We start from the raw sequence: 21392 nt of genomic DNA, 5'->3' as shown, positions 1-21392 counted from the left end.
CGAGCTTAAGAAGTTTTAATGCGTTCTACGTTTTGCAATCCCAATTCTTCAACAGCAATCTCTCTCATTTCTACCTTTCTTATTTTTCCTGAGACTGTCATTGGAAATTCGGTAACAAACTTCCAGTACTTCGGGCGTTTATAGTGTGCAATGGACATACAAAATTCTTGTAATTCATCTTCCGAACAGAGTTCATTTTCTTTTATTTTTACCCAAGCCATCACTTCCTCTCCATACTTTTCGCTTGGGACACCGATGATTTGTACATCTGATATTTTTGGGTGCGGATAGAGGTAATCTTCGATTTCTTTTGGTGAGATATTTTCTCCTCCTCGTATTATCAAATCTTTTATTCTACCGGTAATATTCACATAGCCTTCATCATCCATTGTAGCTAAATCACCCGAATGTAACCAATTATTATTATCTTTTACTTGTGCAGTTGCTTCGGGCATATTCCAATATTTCAACATCACCGAATATCCTCTAGTGCACAACTCTCCTTGTACTCCCCGTGGTAGTATTTCACCAGTTTCGGGATCGATTATCTTTATTTCTAAATGATCCATCACTGTCCCAACGGTACTTACTTGTTTTTCTAGTGGTGTTCCTATTTTGGTCTGAATTGATACTGGAGAAGTTTCTGTCATTCCATAACAAATAGATACTTCTCTCATATTCATCAAGGATTGTACTTTTTTCATGATTTCGATCGGACAAGGAGAACCTGCCATCACACCAGTACGCAAAGTTGACAAATCATAATCCTCGAAATTCGGCAAATCTAATTCGGCAATAAACATCGTCGGCACACCATAGAGTGAAGTACATTTTTCTTCTTGAACAGCTTTGAGCGTTTTGGCTGCATCAAAATTATCCGATGGTAGAACCATGCATGCACCATGTGATACGCAAGCTAAATTTCCTATAACCATCCCGAAGCAATGATAAAATGGAACAGGAATACAAACGCGATCTCTAAAAGTGTAATTTAGTCGAATGCCTATAAAATAACCATTATTCAAGATATTGTGGTGTGTGAGTGTTACGCCTTTTGGGAAACCGGTTGTACCCGAAGTATATTGGATGTTCACCGGATCATCGAACTGAACACTTTGTTCGATAAAATTGAGTTTTGAGGTATTGATATTATCCGAATATGCTAAAAAATCTTTCCAATCATTCTCGAAAATATAAACTTGCTCCAAAGTAGGACATTCGGGTCTTACTTTTTCGATCATATCTTGGTATTGACTAGACTTGTATTGTTTAGATGCAAAAAGTGCTTTGATTTCGGATTGATTCACAACATAAGCTAGCTCATTAATTCGATAAGCGGGGTATATGGTAACAAGAATCACCCCTATTCTTGCTGTGGCGAATTGTAGTAATACCCATTCTGCTCGGTTGGCCGACCAAATCCCAACTCGATCTCCTGTTTGTATTCCTTGAGCCAAAAGAGCTTTGGCTATAATTTCGGTTTGATGATAAAATTGCGAATAGGTGTATCGAATATCTTGATCAACACTAACCAATGCATCTTTGGTAGGATATTTGGCTACGATTCGTTTTGGTTATCGCCAATAGTTTCTCCTAAAAGCGGCACGTTCGATGGTCCGCTTGCGTATGAAATTTCTCTTATCATTTTTTTGTGGTTTGTGTATGAATATAATTAACATACTTCTAAACCACAAAAAAAGCCTCATAAAAATGAGGCTTTATAGATTCTTAAATATTTATGCTTATTTTTTCACAACCTTTGTAGTTGAAGAAGTACCATTGGTTGTTGTTTTCACGAAGTAAATTCCTTTTGCTAATGAAGATACATTAACTGTTTGTTTTCCATTAACTTCGAAAGTTTTCACAATTTGTCCGTTTGTGTTATACACTTCTACTGTTGCTTTTCCTTTTACATCAAATGAAGCTGTATTTGTCCACAAAGTGTTCAATACAGTTTTTTCTGGTGTAAGCGTGTAAACATTCATGTTCATATCCCATAATTGGATATTGTCTATGTCTAGCGCATAATCTACGTCTTTACCAATTTTTAAAGCAAAAAAGTCTTTGTCTAAGTCTGTAACATTCAAATCTGTTTTGTCTGATAAGTCTAATGTTACTTTTACCCAATTACCATTTGTATTGATAACACCTGCATATTGGTTATTTGCTGAAGAAACAACGGTGGTATCCGCAGACAAATCTCCTACGTTGTATGGATAATATGTACCATCTACTTTATAAATATTTAGTGATAAAGTTTTTCCTGCTGTTCCTTTTACCCAAAAAGTAATTTGTTTTGGTTGTGAAGTAAGTTTGCTACCTAATCTTGAGGTAAAAACATAGTCATTTTTTTGTGTATTAGTTGTAATGTTTAATGAATTTGACCCATCAACTCCTTTACCAACACCCTGTACTGCATAAGCTTTTATCCCGTATGAATTTACTCCACTTGTAAACTCTTCCCAATTTTCAAAATCACTCCCAGGTATTGCGTTTACTTGTGCAAAAGAGAATGTAGAAAGAGCAGCAACTGCTATTAAAGAATAGATTTTTTTCATGATTTTTTATTTTTTTTAATTAATATTAACCCTTTTCTTTTGAGATACAAATGTACAACTATTCGGCAAACGATTTGTTAATGTAAAAATTGATTACAATAATTTAACACAGAAAAGGGCAAGAAAATTCTTGCCCTTTTACATACTATTATAATTTCTAATATCAATTTAGATTAGATATGGATTGCATGTCCGTATGCATCCTCTACAGCTTCCATAATTGCTTCTGCCATAGTAGGGTGTGCATGAACAGACTTCATTATTTCATGCCCTGTAGTTTCTAGTTTACGAGCCACAACAGCTTCGGCAATCATTTCGGTAACTCCATCCCCAATCATATGACAACCCAACCATTCACCATATTTAGCATCGAATACAACTTTCACAAAACCATCTGTTGCACCATTGGCTACAGCCTTACCATTGGCAGAGAATGGGAATTTTCCTACTTTCACTTCATAGCCAGCTTCTTTCGCTTTTGTTTCGGTAAGCCCAACTGATGCAATCTCTGGAGAGCAATATGTACAACCCGGAATATTACCGTAATCGATAGGCTCTACTTCTAATCCAGCTATTTTTTCTGCGGCTAGAATTCCTTGTGCAGATGCCAAGTGTGCTAAATCAGCTCCTTTTACAACATCTCCAATTGCATAATATCCGGGAACAGAGGTTTGGCAATAATCATTGATAACGATTTTTCCACGTTCGGTTGCTATACCAACTTCTTCTAATCCAATGTTTTCTGTGTTTGGTACTACACCCACAGCAGAAAGTACGACTTCTGCCTCAAGAACTTCTTCTCCTTTAGCTGTTTTTACAGTTGCTTTCACCAAATCACCCGATGTATCTACCTGAGTAACTTCTGCATTGGTAAGAATTTTTATGCCCGATTTTTTGAAAGATAATTGTAATTGTTTTGATACGTCTTCATCTTCTACCGGAACTATTCTTGGTAAAAACTCTACGATGGTTACTTCCGTACCAAGAGAGTGGTAAAAATGTGCAAACTCAACACCGATAGCTCCTGATCCTACAACAATCATCGACTTCGGAAGTTTTTCTAATGCCAATGCGCCACGATATCCGATTACCTTTTTGCCATCTTGTGGTAACGCAGGTAACTCGCGAGAACGTGCTCCTGTAGCAATAATAATATTGTCTGCTTGATATTCTTTGGCTTCGTTTTCATTGGTAACCAATACTTTTTTACCGGGTAGGACTTTCGCTTCCCCTTTTATTATATCAATTTTATTCTTTTTCATCAAGAATTGCACTCCTTTACTCATGCGGTCGGCAACTCCTCTACTTCTTTGTACCACGTTCGGAAACTCGAATCCGATATTTTCTGGTACATTGATACCAAAGTCTTGGGCGTTATTTAAATACTTATATACTTGTGCACTTTTTAGTAATGCTTTGGTCGGAATACATCCCCAATTAAGGCATATTCCACCCAATTCAGCTTTTTCTACTATAGCCACTTTTTTCCCTAATTGAGACCCTCTAATGGCAGCTACATACCCGCCAGGTCCGCTACCTATAATAATAATATCGTAGTTCATGCTCGAAATTTGTGCTAATTTATAAATATATCTATTAATATGAAAATTGTTGATAGAAAGTTGAACAAGAGTTTGAGTATCTTTGTCCGATGAAAGTGTTTTTCCAGAACATAGCAGACGAACTAGAAATTCCGTTAGAATCGCCCTTGCCTTGTAGTTTTGGCCAGGCTATAGATATTTTTCATTCTATGCCCGATTACGACGGAAGCCACATCGGTTTTTTAACAGATAAAGGAACCTATCTGCAGGTGACAAAATATGATCGATTTCTTTTTTTGATTGATATTATGGATTTTGAAAATCATCAGTCACACGAAACTTTAATGCATTATCAGCAGGTTTTTCAATTAATTAAGGATTTGTTCGAAGGGTTTGATCCTTATGCGCTGCCGAATTTAGAACTCAGAAAATGGTAAACAAAAAAGGGCTTCAAATTCTATTTTTTTTTGAAACCCTTTTTGTTTATATCAAACTACTTATGTACTGTTATTTATTTTTTAACGATTTTGAATGTTGTTGTTTTCCCATTGAAATCTACCTGAACTAGATAAGTTCCTTTGGCTAATGATTTCATATCTACCTGGGTGGCAAATACATTTTTGTAGTTCTTACTATAAACTTTTCTTCCATCCATTGAATAAATTTCTATTTTTTGGAATGGATTTTTAGCCACAAAATTCATTTCGTGGGTAACTGGATTAGGATAATATGAATAGTCTACCAACGCATTTTGATCATCTGTACCTAAAACTGCACAGCTAACATTGGCTTCCCAACCTGCATTTTCTATAGATCCATCTGAGGTGAACTTGAATGTTAATGCACCTGCTTCATTGCTTGCCTCGAAATTTGGCAAGTTGTTCGAGAGGTCTCCCGTTAAACCGTTTGGTGTTAGCGAAGGTGCTTCTTCATTTACTCCATCAAATACATATAAATAATCTGATTTTGCTTCGGTATTGAAGGCTACGAAATCAACTTTGATTTTAGCCCCTTCTTTTGATGGCATTAAAGTACGAGTCCAATTTTCACTTGGAATATAGCGAGTGTTAACTCCTCCGAAATCTACAAATTTCTCATTACCAGAACAGAAGTCTTCTGCACTTGTTGCAAAAACCAAGTCAACACCATTGATGTTATTTTCATCGCATGCTTTGCGAATGCGTAAACGATAATATGTATTGGCTTCTAAACCAGAAAAATTGAACGTGTTGTTTTCGTTAGTCGACCAGGTAGAAGGAACTGCTCTACTGAATTTCGATAATTTATACTCCCAATTTGTAACTTCGTTATTGTTCAATACCACATTTATTTGTGCAGAAGTTGGCGTGACATTTACCGCTTGATATTCTGGGTGGTAGGTTATACATACATCATCTAGTGATTCGGTAATACAAGTTCTAGAATTGATAAAATCGATGATTCTTTGTTTTGGTTGAGGGCCGAATCCGTTGTTGAAGTTTATCCCGACAGATCGTAAGTGACAATAACTCATAATTGTTCCTCCGCTTGATGGTATACCAGGGTTTGCACAGCTTCCTTCTAGTGTATAGCAACCATCTATTGCAGTATTATCACCATTCCAAGCACAAGCATGTGTGTGTTGTGAACCTAAATTGTGTCCTAATTCGTGTGTCATAACCATTACATTCCAAGAGTAGCTTGGGAAATTTACTACCGGCGTATTATCCATATCGCAATACGAATAATTTGCCTGAGAACACAATCCATTAAGATAAGCCACACCTCCTAAAGCGCCTGGATCAATACCAACTAGTTGTGCTAAATGTGCATCGAATGTTGGACGATTTTTTCTAAATTTCTCTAAATATTTTACAGATGTACTTCCTATTCCTTGGTATGGATCTTTCACCGTCCAGATCATAGTACTTCGCATAGCCAAATCGATATCATCATTATTGTAAATGGTATGCATATTGTTTACCAAAGCAGTTAACCAGTTCATCACCGATGTGGTATCTCTCCCTTTAGCTACATAGATATCGTAATCTACTTCGTAATAAATTGTAGGAATTTTCGTGGTTGCATATTTGCCTTGGTTTTCACCAGAGAATTTTTGGTAATCGAATTTACTTCCTTCATGTGGAATTTGGTCTGCAGAGCAAAAACTTCCATCGTATTCTGGTTTAAGATATTTATCAGAATACAAAACATAATTTTTGTTCCCTTTGATCATCTTACCTTGGTCGTCGTTTAGTGCTCCAAGGTTTAGGTTCCCATAATCATCAGAACTAATCACAGCGATTACTTCCTCATCAAAAACGCTGAACGCAACAAGAGAATTGCTATCTCCTTTGATTATACCACGATAATAAACTCCTGGGTTATATTTTATAAGATTATTTTTCTCATCTGTTACATAAAAAGAATCATCAAAAAGCGTAGTGTTTTTGGTTAATTCTAATGTAATTTCTTTCCCATCGTATGGTAAACTGATCGAAATATTGCTAGGAGATTTTTGTACTAATCCTTTTAGCGAAGCAATATCCAAAGTAAAATATTCTGCCTTTTCAACTTCTACATTTTTTAGCGCTGAAGTGGATTTAGTAAAAAGTGAATACGACTGAAATGTCTTTTTCTGAGCAGTAATTGAGGCAATTTCTTTAGCCACTGCACGCGTTTGTGCCGTTGCAAAAGTCCCTACCAAAAAAAACATACTCACTAAAGTAGTAAATTTTTTCATGAGAATTTAATATTAATTTGCGCTAAATTACAAAATAGTCTAGTCAATATTAAATTATCGTCAAAAATTCTTTCGATATCTTACATATATTCCGTATCTAAACGACCTGGTTTGAATTGTATGATATTGGCTTTTGCCATTAGTTTTATAATCGGAAACATCGGGTCGATCTCTCCTTTTTTCACAGCAAAGTTTGGTCTTCCGCCAAATTTATGGTGATTATTATGTAAACATTCACCCCACATAAGAAAATCTTTCGCCAAGAAATTGGTCGACGTATCATTTACCTCGAAATTTCGATAACCGTATTTATGAGAAAACCAATTCACCACTACTCCATGCACTGGACTCATCAAAATATGCAAAGGAATGAACACGAAAAATGTCCACAAAGGAGCATCTATTGCCAGGTAAATCAAAATATAAATAATCGCCCAAGATGCCCTTACCCAATTATTCTCAGCTATCTTGTCGAACGAACGCCATGCGGGAACACCTTTCTTAAATTTTTGTTGTACCTCTACTTCGTTGCGATCGATTTCATTGTACACCAATCGTGTTCTCCACATCATATTAAAAATATCTTTATCGAAAAGGGGCGAATGTGGATCTTTTTCAGTATCTGCATAGGCATGATGCATGCGATGCATTACACCATACGCATAGGGACTAAGATAAGATGAACCCTGAAAGATAAAAGACAACACATGAAAAACTTTCTCCATAAAAGGACTCATCTGAAACATAGCATGTGCAGCATAACGATGATGAAAAAAAGTCTGAAAAAACAAGGATGCATACCAATGAAAGATAAACAAAACAAGAACCCAAATCATATCCTTTACAATTAAATTTTCGATAATTACACACAAAAATAATAGTTATTTATTCTATATTCCCTATCTTGAGCTACTATTCTTCAAAAAAAAATGAATTAAAATGACACAAGCACTTTTCAAACAAATACTTACTTCGCAAATTCCGATCGCTTGGATTGCAGGAGTACGTTTAGAGAGTTTTGATAAAAATCAAGTTCAAACTTACGTAGAATTCGACTTTCTGAATCAAAATCCTTTTCAGAGCATGTTTTGGGCCGTTCAAGGTATGGCTGCAGAGTTTTCTGGTGGAATGATGTTGCTGAATAAAGTACAAGAAAGTGGTGCAAATATTTCTACGTTGGTAGTGCACCAAGAATCAACTTTCACTAAGAAAGCGGTAGGTAAAATAGTTTTCACGTGTTCTGATGGTGAATTGATGGATGAGAAAATAAAAGAAGCTATCGAAACCCAAGAAGGTGTAACATTCCAAGTTTCCTCTGTCGGTACTGATGAAGAAGGAGATGTGGTAGCGAAGTTTCTTTTTACTTGGAGTATAAAAGCTAGAAGTAAAGGATAAAAACTGATGAGAAGCTGATAAGTTTATTTCAGTCCATAAAAAAGTCTTTCGATAATCGAAAGACTTTTTTATGGACTTTTCATTGAGTTTTTATTATAAATTCTATATAAAACTACTCAAAAGAAACATTGTATTTTTCATCGAATTCTTTTTGCTCTTCTACCGATAGTTTAGAGCGCTCGTAACGCAAAGAAAAACCTCCTACCAATTTTCCATTATCGTAATACATCCAATCAGAGATACGAGCAGGATCAATAACGATCATGTCATTATGTTTTACTTTATTTGTCACCCGCGGTTTAGAGTCTACTACTCCGTACAAAGTATCGCCTTTTGCGGTTATATCTCTGATCCATAAATGCTCTTCTCGATTTGCATCGTTTACATATTTTTCTTTCACAAAGAAATTGCTTGTTCCTTCTTTTTGTTCGGCAAATGCTTTTCTAAAATCTGCAAAACTCGAATTAGCAACTTGCCCCAACGAGTCTAGTATAATTTCTTCTTGCTTTTGCTTATCAACGGCTTTGTAAGCGTCAACCGCATTCTCACGCGAGTCTTTACACGAACCTAAAATAATTAGTCCTAGAAAAGCAAATATTATTGTTTTTTTCATAGTCTTACTAAAATTTAAAAACCAAATTACGAAAAAAATTCTTAATCAAAGTAAGATAAATGTAATTCTTTTGGTTGCGGAAGTATCCAAGTTTGATGCCCAAAATAGCTCCATTTTTCATTTGCTAAATCTACATTATCATCAATAAAAGGGTAATAAGCACTTCGGTTTACAGAAACATAGGAATGTACAAATATCTTTACATTTTCTTTTCCTTCTGGGTCTAGTTTATCTTTCAGGATGTGAGCAAACTGCCAAATCATATCGGGGCTTACTGCCATTTTAGCTATTTGTTTTCCTGTAAGATAATGTTGTATCGGTATTATTTTTCGCTCACCATTTTTATTTTCGGTATAAAAAGTAATATCGCCCGATTTCGACCTCAGCATCATTCGCCATGCCATGCGATGACCTTCTTCTGTCCAGAACACATTTCCGGGTATAAAGTGGTGACGAATTGGTAAATATATTTGCCACAAAAAGTACAAAATAAATGCATAACGAAAAATCATTTTACGTGTGGCTTGTGCTTCTTTATTTTCTATTCTATCTAGCAAATACGATTTTTTAGGAAAAAATTGTTCTTGAAACCATTCGACCGGAAAAAAGAAAATCATCATAGCTAAGGAAAAGTACGGGAATATTCCGATCTGAAAAACGGCTGAATTAAAGAGATGAAAAACAAGAGCCATCACCAATCCTATACGTCTAAGTTTTGGGATCAACATAATCGGTACGATGAGCAAGTCGAATAAAAAACCGGCAATTGCTATAGCTTTTGCAAAAGGCAAACTTCCTACAAAATCACCTAAAATATCAAAACTCAAATCATATTTCAGATAATTTCCTACTTTTTCGAAGCTTGGCAATAGAAACACACCGTTGAACCAATCGGGATATATTTTGTTGATAGCTGCAAAGAAGTACATAATTGTCATTTGCCCCATAAAAAAATAATATACCCACATGCTGCATTGATTGCTTTTTATTTTAGAAAACAAAAAACTATCTAGCGAAAAAAATCGGTGTGCAGGAGCTAAGACCATGACCCATGAAACCAACATAAACAAATAATAGTGGTTGTTGTAGCTGGTTTTTTGCATAAGATAAGTGAGTGTCCACAATAAGGCAAAAAAGAGGGTGGAGATTCTATACATAAATCCTAACGCAATCATCAAGCCCAAAAAGCCCATTCCACCGTATAGATATAGCATATTTTGCCCCAAAAAAATGCTTGTCCATTCGAAGCCAATGAAGCTAAAAGTTATCGTTGGTTCTACGAAATTGCTAGCAACCCAACCTGTAAAGATCGCTCCCCAGCATTCGAGCATGATAAAGAGTCCAAAAAAAATTCTAAATAAAACTAAGCCAGAGTTATCGATTTTGCGATACAGAAAATCATTATACATTTTTCGGTTTTAGAAAAGCTAAGGTAAAAAGACTTATTTATTTTTTGTATAAATTTGAAAAATGAAAAGCGAGAAAATTATTTTGTTCGATGGAATTTGCAATCTATGCAATCAATCTGTTCAGTTTGTACTCGAACATGACAAAAATAAACATTTTCGTTTTGCCTCTTTGCAATCGGAGTTTGGACAAATGTTTCTAAGAAAACATGGTTTGGATACAAAAAACTTTGATTCGATTGTCTTGCTCGATGGAGACACTTTTTTCACTAAATCGGATGCAGTTTTGCGAATTGCGAAAGAGCTACATCATCCTGCTAGACTATTAAGTTATTGTGCTATCTTACCGAAAAATTCCCGAGATTTTTTCTATTCTTTTATTGCGAAAAATAGATACCGTCTTTTCGGTAAAAAAGAAAGTTGTTGGTTGCCGACTCCCGAGCTGAAAAGTAGATTTTTAGACTAAGAATATCTTTCTTTTTGTTTTGGAATAGGCTTAGTTACTATCCAGGGGTTTATGGTTGTTGATATTTTTCGATAGCTTCTTTTATTTTGATCCGACGATTACTAGGCGATGGATGAGAACTTTGCCATTCTGGTACGGCTACTCTGCCAGAAGCGTCTTCTAGTATATCCATTACACCGATTAGCGCTTCGGGGTTGTATCCTGCCTGAATCATAAACCGAACACCCAAATCATCGGCTTCTAATTCATCACTTCTCCCATATTTCAGGTTTACCATGTTGGCAATAAACTGGGCATATTGTGCCGTATTAACATCTCCGCTTGCCACACCAGCAGCACCTACTAATCCTTGCGTAAGTGCTTGTTTGGATATTTGTTCTGCACTATGCCGCGCAATTACGTGCCCTATTTCGTGCCCAAGAACTCCACCTAATTGATCTTCGTTTTTCAATCTTCTGAACAATCCTTCTGTAATAAAAATCGGCCCTCCAGGTAAAGCAAAGGCATTGACTGTTTGCGAATCGGCTAATACATAAAAATGAAATGGGTAGGAAGTTCTTGCTGCATCGGTATTTTTCACCAATCGATTTCCCACTTGTTGAACCAAATTTTGCATTTCTTTATTGGTAGAAAGCCCACCGAATTCTTTTGCCATTTGTGGAGCAAAATTAATACCCAATGCGATTTCTTCTTCCTTCGAGAGAGAGATATATTGTTTCTCTCCGGTTATTTCATTCACATCCGAAGAGGCAAAATACTTGATAACAGAAAAAATAACAATAGCCAATGCCACTAAAATTTTTAGTGTTACACTACCTCCTTTTTGCATACTAAGATATTTTTTTTACGTTTTCTGCTTGCTGTGTCTATTTTTCAAGATTCGCAAGACATCTTTTAATTGGAAACCTCGATCGTGCAATGCCATCAAATAATAGAACAACACATCGGCTGATTCTTCTAGAAAGTCATCATCGCTATCTTGGCCAGAGGCAATAACCATCTCTACTGCTTCTTCTCCCATTTTTTTAGCAATCTGATTAGAGCCTTTTTTATGAACGCGTTTCATTTTCGATTTCTTAGCGTCTTCTAATTTTGCAGCTTCTATTTTTGTTTCTAATTTTTTCAGAAACGGATAGTCTTTTTCTTTTTCCACTTCTTTTAGGCTATCGATTTTCATATTAAAAAATAAACTTACGATAAAATTACATTTTTCTAAAAAATTTGCAGTACAATTTTAATTCTTTTTTAGAAGAAAAAAGCTATTGTTATTCTACACATTGATTAAAGCAATATCCAAAGTCAAAATAAAAATTTGTATTTTTACGCACAAATTAAACTCACGCAAACAAAATAATGAACACAAACAATTTCTCATTACGTCATATCGGAAATCATGACGAAACGATTACCGAAATGCTATCGGTTATCGGGAAAAATTCGATAGAAGAACTAATCGAAGCAACTTTACCCAATACAATTCGACTTGGTAAAACACTAGATTTACCTGATGCTCTCTCTGAGTTTGAAGCTACTAATCACTTAGCCGAATTAGCTGCTCAAAACACCAAAGTAAAAAACTATTTGGGTTACGGTTATTACGGGACCATTTTACCTGCCCCTATACAACGAAACGTACTAGAAAACCCAGGATGGTATACAGCATACACACCCTACCAAGCAGAAATAGCACAAGGAAGATTAGAAGCATTACTGAATTTTCAGACAGTAATTTCTGACCTTACAGGTTTACCAATTGCCAACGCTTCTTTATTGGATGAAGGAACTGCATGTGGAGAAGCTATGCATATGCTTTTGGAATCTCGTTCTCGTGAACAGAAAAAAAACAATGTTCTCAAATTTTTCGTAGCAGACAACTTATTCCCACAATCGATTGCTGTACTACAAACAAAAGCTCACGGGTTGGGAATAGAACTGGTTGTTGGTAATTACGAAACCATTGAACTCGACGATACTTTCTTCGGAGCTATTGTACAATACATTGGCAAAGGCGGACAAATCAATCAATACCAAACATTTGTAGAGAAAGCAAAAGCTACAGCAGTAAAAGTTGCTGTTGCGACTGATTTATTAGCTCTAACTCTCTTAACACCACCAGGTGAATGGGGAGCAGAAATCGCTGTAGGTACCTCACAACGCTTTGGTATCCCTATGGGATATGGCGGTCCACATGCTGCTTTTCTGGCTTGTACAGAAGAATACAAACGAGTAATACCTGGAAGAATCATTGGTGTATCACAAGATCGTTTAGGTAATTACGCCCTTCGCATGGCGTTGCAAACACGCGAACAACATATCAAGCGCGAGAAAGCAACTTCTAACATTTGTACAGCACAAGTACTTTTGGCTGTAATGGCATCTTTCTACGCCGTTTACCACGGGAAAGAAGGTTTAACTTTTATCGCTAATCAAATCCATACCAAGGCCGGAATTTTACAAGCTGCTCTTCAACATTTAGGATATGAAACTACCAATACTCATTTCTTTGATACAGTACAAATCAAAACGGATAACACACAAGATTTGGTAGCGAAGTTTAGAGAAAACGATATCAATATCAATGGTTTCGAGGAAGGAAAAGTTTCTATCACAATAGATGAAATGATTTCAGAGGAAGATGTATTCGAAATCATCAGCATTTTTGCTTCACTAAAAAATACCGAAGATGGATTCGAATTCGAAGTAGAAGATTCATACTTACCTGAAGATTTATTAAGAACTTCTGATTTCCTTACCCACGATAACTTCAAATTATATCATACCGAGACAGAATTGATGCGTTATATCAAGCGATTAGAACGCAAAGATTTAGCATTAAATCAATCGATGATTGCTCTAGGATCTTGTACAATGAAATTGAATGCTGCTACAGAATTGCTTCATTTATCATGGGAAAGAATGGGAAATATTCACCCTTTTGCTCCAAAAGATCAGGTACAAGGATATCAAACATTAATAAAAAACTTAGAAAAATACCTAGCAGAAATTACCGGTTTCGATGCCACTTCTCTTCAGCCCAACTCTGGTGCTCAAGGTGAATATGCAGGGCTCATGGTTATCCGATCTTATTTCGAGTCGAAAGGTGAAGGGCACCGTAATGTTGCACTTATTCCTCAATCTGCACACGGTACCAACCCAGCTTCTGCTGCGATGGCTGGCATGCAAGTTGTCGTTGTAAAAAACCTAGAAACTGGTGAAACAGATTTAGAAGATCTGAAAGAAAAGTGCGAAAAGTATAAAGATAATCTAGCCGCACTCATGATTACTTATCCATCTACGTACGGAGCATTTGATAGTAATATCGAAGCAGTAACCGAAATGATTCATGCCTATGGCGGACAAGTATATATGGATGGTGCTAATATGAATGCCCAAGTTGGCCTTACTTCTCCAGGAAATATCGGCGCAGACGTTTGTCACCTAAATCTACACAAAACTTTCGCCATCCCACACGGAGGTGGTGGCCCAGGGGTTGGACCCATTTGTGTAAAGGCGCATTTAGCTCCTTTCTTAGGCTCTTCTCCGCTTATCGAAACAGGAGGTAAAGAGGCTAACAATACTTTTGCTGCAGCACCTTATGGTTCGGCATTTATTCTTCCTATTTCGTACACCTATATTTTGATGCTCGGTGCAGAAGGATTACTCAAAGCTACTCAAGGAGCGATTATCAACGCCAATTACATGAAAGCACGCTTAGAGAAATATTATGATATTCTCTATACCAATGCAAATAAAGTTGTAGCCCACGAGTTTATTTTAGATTGTCGACCATTTAAAAAAATAGGAATTGAAGTAACTGATATTGCGAAACGATTAATTGACTATGGTTTCCATGCACCAACCGTTTCTTTCCCAGTTGCCGGAACCTTGATGGTAGAACCGACAGAATCAGAAAACAAAGCAGAACTAGATCGTTTTTGCGAAGCTATGATTGCTATTCGTGCAGAGATAGACGAAATTGCAAACGGCGAGTATCCTGCCGACAACAACGTATTGCACAATGCACCTCATCCGCAACATTTACTAACGGCAGATGAATGGGATTATCCATACACACGTGCGAAAGCTGCTTATCCTCTAGAATGGGTAAGAGAGCGTAAGTTTTTCTCTTCGGTTTCTCGTATCGATGATGCTTACGGTGACCGCAACCTTGTTTGTACGTGTGCTCCGATCGAAGCATATATGGATTAATTCTGATTATATAGAATTATACATTAAAAAAAAGGCTGTTTTCTAAAATTTAGGAAACAGCCTTTTTGTTTTCTGTAGAGTGAAATTCTTTTTTTATTGTGTAAAAGAAATCAAAAACTTTCCACTATTGAGTCTTTTAAATAAAAATATTAACTTATTATAGGAGACTTTTCACCTATTAATGTTTTGTTTTGGATTGCTATTAGCTTGATTAATATACGTTATTGCAATAAATGCATAGTGTGTTCTGCAATAAATTATGATCTTCTTTCCATCAAAGCCATATAAAAACCATCATAACCGTATTCGGATGGTAAATATTGTTTATCTAGAATCAGTGTATATTCTGGATGATTTGCCAAAAACTTTTCTACTTGTTCTTGATTTTCGGATGGTAAGATAGAACAGGTTGCATAAACCATCAGCCCTCCTTTTTTTACCATTTTCGAGTAGCTATCCAATATTTTAGCTTGTTCATTCTTGATGTTTTCGATAAACTCGGGCTGCAATTTCCATTTTGCATCTGGATTTCTTTTGAGAACTCCCAAACCACTACATGGTGCATCGATAAGTAAACGATCGCAAGATTCTTCCATCCTTTTGATTGTTTTAGATTCGATTAATCTGGTTTGAACATTCTGTACATTGTTACGTTTAGCTCGTTTTTTCAGTTCTTTCAGCTTCCATTCATGGATATCCATCGCAATAATTTGTCCTTTATTTTTCATCAAAGATGCCAAATGCAAAGTTTTACCTCCTGCTCCTGCACAAGCATCAATTACACGTTGGCCAGGCTCTACACGCAAAAAAGGAGCAATGAGCTGTGATCCAGCATCCTGAACTTCGAAAAAACCATTCTGGAATGCATCTGTTCTGAAGATATTCATCTTTTCATCCAACTCTAAAGCATCTTGAAACTTGGATAAGATATGCGTTTTGATTTTATTTTCTTTTAATTCTTTATGTAAAGACTTTCGGTCGATTTTCAAGGTATTTACTCGTATAACGGTTGGTGCTTGTTGATTAAGTGCTTCTACCTCTTTTATCCATTGTTCGCCCAATTCTTTTTCACCCAAAGCGTACAACCAATCTGGAAAAGATTGTGCTACCGCCGGATTTTTTGCTGATTGATGGTGACGTTTTATTATTTCTTTTGGATTGAGATGTCGAAATTCATCCCAACTCGGCAGATGTTGTTCCTCTGCCATATTCATGATAAACCAAGTGCCTACAAATTCCCAAAGTGTATCTCGACTCAAAGGTTTACTCATAGAACCTTCTACCAAACGCTTCCAACGAACCAAATCATAAACCGTTTCGGCAATGAATGCACGATCTCTTGCACCCCAAGATCGATTAGATTTTAGGACTCGTTCTAGTTCTTTATCGGCATATTTGCCCTCAAAAAAAACTTCAGCTAGTGTATCGATTATTCCTACAAATAAGTTTCTAAATGGTAATATCTTCATAAGAGCACAAAGGTAAGCATTGAGTGTTGATTATTATGGTAGTTTTTCTAAAAATGTAGCAGGAAGTTCGATCACCTTATTTAGTGAATAATCAAAAGTAACCATTCCTGTTTTGGCTTTTGCTACGATGATTTCTCTACCGTTTTCTGATTTTGTTATGGAATATGTGATATCAAAACCAACACGACTTATATCTTTTACTCCTATAGAAACCTTCAACTGGTCAGCATAATAACCTTGCGATTTATATTCTATGGCAACGTCGGCCATGATCAATCCAACGCCTGCAAAATTTTGCTCAGAGTAACCTAGAGAATAAAGAAACTGCACACGCGCCTCATGAATTATCGATAACAAAGAGTCATTACCTAAATGGTTTCCGTAATTAAGGTCGGTGATACGAACCGGAATCATTGTCTGGAAAATAGGGTTTTCAGCGACCTCTACTTTTATTCTTGGCATAATACTGTAATTTTGTAGACAAGTTCATAAAAAAAAGAGGTTCGGCAAAATGCCAAAACCCCTTCTGATTGTTTTTGTTCAATTAACACTAAAAAAACTCATCTTAGTTCTCTATCGCGAATATAGAACAAGATTTTTAATTAAGCAAATTTATTTTTAAAGATTATTCATCAAATAATGCTTTTTATTATTATAATTATACATGTTTTTTTAATTACAATGCATAATCCGTAACTTTTAGTAATTTTCATTAAACGATTACCAATACAATGAATCTAGAGACATATTTAGAAAAAGAAACACAAATTCCACCCAAAACTCTAAGAAACATCATCGTGCTTTTTGAGCAAGATGCTTCCATTCCCTTTATTGCAAGATATAGAAAAGACCAAACAGGCAATTTAGATGAGGTTATGTTATCTACAATTTTAAAAAAGAAAAAAAATTTTGAAACTTTACTAAAACGTAAACAAAATATCCTAGAAACTATACAAGAACAAGGTAAACTTTCAGAAGAATTACGTATCAAAATAGAGAATTGTTATAATCCGACCCAACTAGAAGATTGGTATTTACCGTATAAAAAGAAAAGAAAAACATTGGCAATGACTGCGATTGATAATGGCTTGATGCCTTTGGCTAAAATTATCATGAAGCAAAACACAGCATTGGATTGGGAGAATTTACAAAAAAAATATCTTAGTCGAGAGATTACAACAACTAAAGACGCGCTGGATGGTGCCAAACATATTATCACACAGTGGATTAATGAGCATGAGAACGTGAGAAAACAATTGCGCAAAGCCATGTTCCATGAGGGTAAAGTAAAGAGTCTTTTGATCAAAGGGAAAGAGTCGGAAGAAAATGCTAGTAAATTTTCTAATTATTTTGATTTTGAAGAACCCATAAAAAGAATTCCGGCTCACCGATTATTGGCTGTTCTAAGAGGTGAAAACGAGGGTTTGTTGCGCGTAAAATTAGCATTCGATCAACAGCAGGCTCTAGAAATCATCAGACAAAAAATCATCAAAACACAACAAAAAGAAGTACAAAACTTTCTAGAGACAGCATGTAAAGAAGCCTACACGAAATACTTAGAACCTTCGCTAACAACGGAACTAATGCAACAAGCCAAAACAGATGCGGATGTCCTTTCTATTTCAATCTTCTCTAAAAATTTGCAACAATTACTGCTTACACCGCCCTACGGTGAGAAAAGAATTTTAGCGATAGATCCAGGTTTCAAATCGGGATGCAAAGTTGTATGCTTAGATGAAAATGGCGGATTATTGCACAATGAGAATATTTATCCCCATGCCCCAAAAAACGAATCGATTCCAGCACAAAAGAAAATCCGTTCATTGGTCAATGCCTACCAAATACAGGCAATTGCCATTGGTAACGGAACCGCTTCGAGAGAAACAGAGCATTTTATCCAAAAAATTGCATTTGATAGACCGCTCGATGTTTTTGTAGTTAGCGAAGCTGGTGCATCTATTTATTCTGCTTCTGCAATTGCTCGGGAAGAATTCCCAGACAAAGATGTTACGGTTCGGGGAGCAGTTTCTATAGGTCGACGCTTATCTGATCCATTGGCCGAGTTGGTAAAAATAAACCCTAAATCCATTGGTATTGGGCAGTATCAGCACGATGTTAACCAAACTTTGCTCAAAGAAGAGCTCGACCAAACGGTGATGTTTTGTGTAAACCAAGTTGGAGTAAATCTCAATACGGCAAGTCCACATTTGTTGCAATATGTTTCGGGGATTGGGAAAAAACTTGCCGAAAACATCGTTCAATATCGCACTAAAAATGGTCCTTTTGAGTGTCGGAAAGATTTATTAAAAGTTCCTAGTTTTGGAGAAAAAGCATTTTTACAAGCTTCGGCTTTTTTACGCATTGCAAATGGAAAAAACAAGCTCGACAATTCGGCTGTTCATCCTGAAAGTTATTCTATAGTAGAAAAAATGGCGAATGATTTGGGTATGAAAAGTGAAGATTTGATAGGAAATAAAGAAGTTTTGTCTACCATCGAAATAGGAAAATATACCCAAAAAGAAATGGGTGAATTGTACCTAAAAGATTTACTGAAAGAATTAGAGAAACCTGGTCTTGATCCTAGAAAACAAGGAAAAGTTTTTTCATTCAACCCTAAAATTAAGAACTTGGAAGATCTTAAAGTAGGTCTGAGGCTTCCTGGAATCGTGCAAAACATTACGCATTTTGGTTGTTTTGTAGATGTCGGAATCAAAGAAAATGGTTTGCTTCATGTGTCTAAAATTGCAAAAGAATTTATTGCTGATGTGAATAGCAAAATTCATATGCACCAAGAATTACTTGTTACCGTAGTGAGCATAGATTTAGAAAACAGGAAATTCCAGCTTTCTTTGATAGATTGATTTTTGCCGAAAGTATTTCATCTTATCGGGAAGAAAAAAAGGAGCCAAAGATTTGTGCTCCTTTTGACTAGGGTATGATAGCAAGAGTATTATCAGAAACCAAAATTGAGCCCGAAAACTACACGCCCAGGATCTTCTCCTTTGAAAAAAGATAAAGTCCCTGTGATTGCTCGTGCACCGTTTATCCAAATTCCTCCACCTAGGGCATTGTGCCATTTGGTAGATTTTTCATCTTTCATCCAAATTCTTCCGTAATCAAAACCAGTAAAAACACCTATTTGCAAAGGAATAAATGTTTTTACTTTTGTAAGATTATACCGTAGGTCTGTTGAGTGTACAAAGGCTTGTTCACCAGTAAAACGACCTGTTCGATATCCTCGTAAATCTTGGTCGCCACCGATATTTGTCGCTTGGTAAAACTCGTAACCATCACCAAAAAGTGCTTTCCCTTTTACCATAGATGCAAGAGTAAGCCGTCCGTTGTTGATGAGTTTATGTGTGAATCCAATATTGGCTTCTATGTATTGAAAGTTACGCTCTAAATAATCTAGGTTATTCACCCATTTTGCCAAGAAAGAAAACGTGAATCCCATTGTTGGTAGAGAAAGATTGTCGTAGTTTCTGAATAGATAACTTGCTCCTATCTCGCCAAAGTTTTGGCCATTGAATACACGGTAATGAACCGAAGGATCATCGTTCACGATGCGGTCTAAGTTTCTTTCAACTTTTGCATATCGGTAATTGGCAAAAAAATCTAGTCGTCCAGTATTGTTGAAAATCTTGAAAAATGAAGGTCCTAGCTTGTAAGTTTGCATTCGAACTCGATTATAATCCATATCGTGCTCTTTTTGATAGTTGATCGTTTCATTTCCCATCCCAAAATAATTATTTACAAAGCTTGGTGATGTATACGATGCATTGACATCGAAATTCCATTTACCTATTGCCTTCATAAAAGTCCCTTTATATTTGACATCAAAGGCATCTGTAGCAAAGAAATAGTCGAATTGTAGTTGATGTTTTTGTGAGTACGGTTTCCGGTCGAAACCGTTAATGGTGTAATTTCCTATCAATCCTAATTTTACGCCATCATCGGGGTTATAGCCTGCATTCGGTACTACAGAAAATGTATTGTATTTTGGTTTTTTATAATCGTAGGTATTGATTTCATAATCATCATACATATACAAACCAGACAAGTCTTTGTTGCTCTTATCATCATACACTTTTGTTTTTTGGCGAGTATTTATTTGATACGTATCATCGTCTACACCTCCGATCATTCTCACTTTAATCAAATTACTACCTTTGCCTTTTTGTAGAAAATCATCATTGCCATTCATTCCGTAAAGGCGGATTTCTTTGGTGTTTTTTCTATCAAAAACTCGCTCGAAAAGTGTTTCATTATTTTCTTTATCGAGTATCAAAACTTTTGTTTCACCTTTTGGAAGTCGTTCTACCAAAAACTTTTCATCTTTGTTTGTTCCTTTCAGGATGACCAATTTATCGAGTACTTTTTGATACTCGGACGCATATTCAGGTAACTTTTCTTTGCGTTCTAAAATGGTTTCGATGATTTGATAATCTATCTTCGATTGAACTTTTTTTGGTAATTGAGCAAACGCTTTCTCTAAGTTTTCTTTATTAATTGTATTTTGCAAATAGTCTGCCTGTTTTTGCCATTCCTCTTCGGTTGTATTTTGCAATAAAGCCATATCGATCGGATAAGCAATTTTATTGAACCACTTTACACTTCTTATCTGATTTTTATAATTTTCCATATGACGGAAAGGTGCCAAACGCATCAGCAAATTAAAAAACAGCCCATCGTATTTCGGGAAAATAAATTCTCGCGTTTTACTATAGGGTGTATATATGGTATCCTGGCCTTGGATAGATTTTCTCCAAGTCCATTGTGCTTCATTACGATTCCAATCACCAATAAGCATGTCTAATAAACGAGCTCGGATATATTGTTCTCGATCAATTTTTTGATGTTTATTTTCAACGATTTTTCTCAACACTTCTTCGGTTGTTGTAAAATCTGACAGTGTGTCTTTTACTACAGGATATTGCTCTAGAAAATAAATTTCATCACCAAAATTCTCATTATATTCTTTGAGAAGTTCTTGCTTTGGAACATAATACAATG

Annotated in this window: 16 protein-coding genes and 1 pseudogene; 5 read left to right on the top strand and 12 right to left on the bottom strand. The window is 35.9% G+C overall.

Annotated features, from left to right (window positions below; genetic code table 11):
• Positions 1-5: 5 nt before the first annotated feature.
• The 3 genes and pseudogenes from HMPREF2660_RS02205 to lpdA form a co-directional block, all read right to left on the bottom strand.
• A pseudogene (locus tag HMPREF2660_RS02205) lies at positions 6-1645 on the bottom strand (AMP-binding protein).
• 97 nt (positions 1646-1742) lie between these two features.
• On the bottom strand, positions 1743-2558 hold the full coding sequence (locus HMPREF2660_RS02200; protein ID WP_013598725.1) for a T9SS type A sorting domain-containing protein: 816 nt from the start codon (positions 2556-2558) through the stop codon (positions 1743-1745).
• 173 nt (positions 2559-2731) lie between these two features.
• The gene (gene lpdA, locus HMPREF2660_RS02195; protein WP_083299043.1) at positions 2732-4120 is read right to left on the bottom strand and encodes a dihydrolipoyl dehydrogenase; all 1389 of its coding nucleotides are present in this window, start codon (positions 4118-4120) and stop codon (positions 2732-2734) included.
• Positions 4121-4209: 89 nt separating this feature from the next.
• Here lpdA and HMPREF2660_RS02190 point away from each other — a divergent pair, with 89 nt between their 5' ends.
• The gene (locus tag HMPREF2660_RS02190) at positions 4210-4536 is read left to right on the top strand and encodes a hypothetical protein (protein WP_013598723.1); all 327 of its coding nucleotides are present in this window, start codon (positions 4210-4212) and stop codon (positions 4534-4536) included.
• A gap of 74 nt (positions 4537-4610) precedes the next feature.
• Here HMPREF2660_RS02190 and HMPREF2660_RS02185 read toward each other — a convergent pair whose 3' ends face one another.
• Positions 4611-6821, bottom strand: a complete 2211-nt coding sequence (locus tag HMPREF2660_RS02185) for a M12 family metallo-peptidase (protein WP_013598722.1) — start codon at positions 6819-6821, stop codon at positions 4611-4613.
• A gap of 80 nt (positions 6822-6901) precedes the next feature.
• A complete protein-coding gene (locus HMPREF2660_RS02180; RefSeq protein WP_013598721.1) occupies positions 6902-7657 on the bottom strand; it encodes an acyl-CoA desaturase in 756 nt (251 codons plus the stop codon).
• Positions 7658-7760: 103 nt separating this feature from the next.
• On the opposite strand from HMPREF2660_RS02180, the gene HMPREF2660_RS02175 reads away from it, so the two are divergent.
• The gene (locus HMPREF2660_RS02175) at positions 7761-8216 is read left to right on the top strand and encodes a YiiD C-terminal domain-containing protein (protein ID WP_013598720.1); all 456 of its coding nucleotides are present in this window, start codon (positions 7761-7763) and stop codon (positions 8214-8216) included.
• Positions 8217-8328: 112 nt separating this feature from the next.
• On the opposite strand, the gene HMPREF2660_RS02170 is transcribed toward HMPREF2660_RS02175, so the two are convergent.
• Positions 8329-8829: a DUF2314 domain-containing protein gene (locus HMPREF2660_RS02170; protein WP_070485495.1), complete on the bottom strand. Its 501-nt coding sequence runs from the start codon at positions 8827-8829 to the stop codon at positions 8329-8331.
• A 41-nt stretch (positions 8830-8870) separates the two neighbouring features.
• Positions 8871-10238 carry an HTTM domain-containing protein gene (locus HMPREF2660_RS02165; RefSeq protein WP_013598718.1) on the bottom strand — a complete coding sequence of 456 codons (1368 nt, stop codon included), beginning with the start codon at positions 10236-10238 and terminating at the stop codon, positions 8871-8873.
• Positions 10239-10299: 61 nt separating this feature from the next.
• On the opposite strand from HMPREF2660_RS02165, the gene HMPREF2660_RS02160 reads away from it, so the two are divergent.
• Positions 10300-10701, top strand: coding sequence for a thiol-disulfide oxidoreductase DCC family protein (locus HMPREF2660_RS02160; RefSeq protein WP_013598717.1), 402 nt, complete (start codon positions 10300-10302; stop codon positions 10699-10701).
• A 49-nt stretch (positions 10702-10750) separates the two neighbouring features.
• Here the strand turns inward: HMPREF2660_RS02160 and HMPREF2660_RS02155 are convergent, their stop codons facing one another.
• Positions 10751-11530, bottom strand: coding sequence for a M48 family metalloprotease (locus HMPREF2660_RS02155; RefSeq protein ID WP_070485494.1), 780 nt, complete (start codon positions 11528-11530; stop codon positions 10751-10753).
• Between the two features lie 15 nt (positions 11531-11545).
• Entirely contained in the window at positions 11546-11878 is a 333-nt protein-coding gene (gene hisE, locus HMPREF2660_RS02150) for a phosphoribosyl-ATP diphosphatase (protein WP_013598715.1), read from the bottom strand.
• Positions 11879-12054: 176 nt separating this feature from the next.
• On the opposite strand from hisE, the gene gcvP reads away from it, so the two are divergent.
• Positions 12055-14910, top strand: a complete 2856-nt coding sequence (gcvP, locus tag HMPREF2660_RS02145; protein ID WP_070485493.1) for an aminomethyl-transferring glycine dehydrogenase — start codon at positions 12055-12057, stop codon at positions 14908-14910.
• 257 nt (positions 14911-15167) lie between these two features.
• Here gcvP and HMPREF2660_RS02140 read toward each other — a convergent pair whose 3' ends face one another.
• Entirely contained in the window at positions 15168-16379 is a 1212-nt protein-coding gene (locus HMPREF2660_RS02140; protein ID WP_013598713.1) for an RsmB/NOP family class I SAM-dependent RNA methyltransferase, read from the bottom strand.
• A 33-nt stretch (positions 16380-16412) separates the two neighbouring features.
• Positions 16413-16841 (bottom strand): acyl-CoA thioesterase, encoded by a 429-nt coding sequence (locus HMPREF2660_RS02135; protein ID WP_070485492.1) that lies wholly within the window; start codon positions 16839-16841, stop codon positions 16413-16415.
• Between the two features lie 269 nt (positions 16842-17110).
• Here HMPREF2660_RS02135 and HMPREF2660_RS02130 point away from each other — a divergent pair, with 269 nt between their 5' ends.
• Positions 17111-19240: a Tex family protein gene (locus tag HMPREF2660_RS02130; protein ID WP_070485491.1), complete on the top strand. Its 2130-nt coding sequence runs from the start codon at positions 17111-17113 to the stop codon at positions 19238-19240.
• Positions 19241-19332: 92 nt separating this feature from the next.
• On the opposite strand, the gene HMPREF2660_RS10730 is transcribed toward HMPREF2660_RS02130, so the two are convergent.
• A complete protein-coding gene (locus HMPREF2660_RS10730; protein ID WP_083299042.1) occupies positions 19333-21390 on the bottom strand; it encodes a ShlB/FhaC/HecB family hemolysin secretion/activation protein in 2058 nt (685 codons plus the stop codon).
• Positions 21391-21392 lie beyond the last annotated feature (2 nt).

This window comes from Weeksella sp. HMSC059D05, assembly GCF_001809725.1.
Taxonomy (GTDB): domain Bacteria; phylum Bacteroidota; class Bacteroidia; order Flavobacteriales; family Weeksellaceae; genus Weeksella; species Weeksella virosa.
This window is presented reverse-complemented; position numbering and strand designations above follow the sequence as displayed.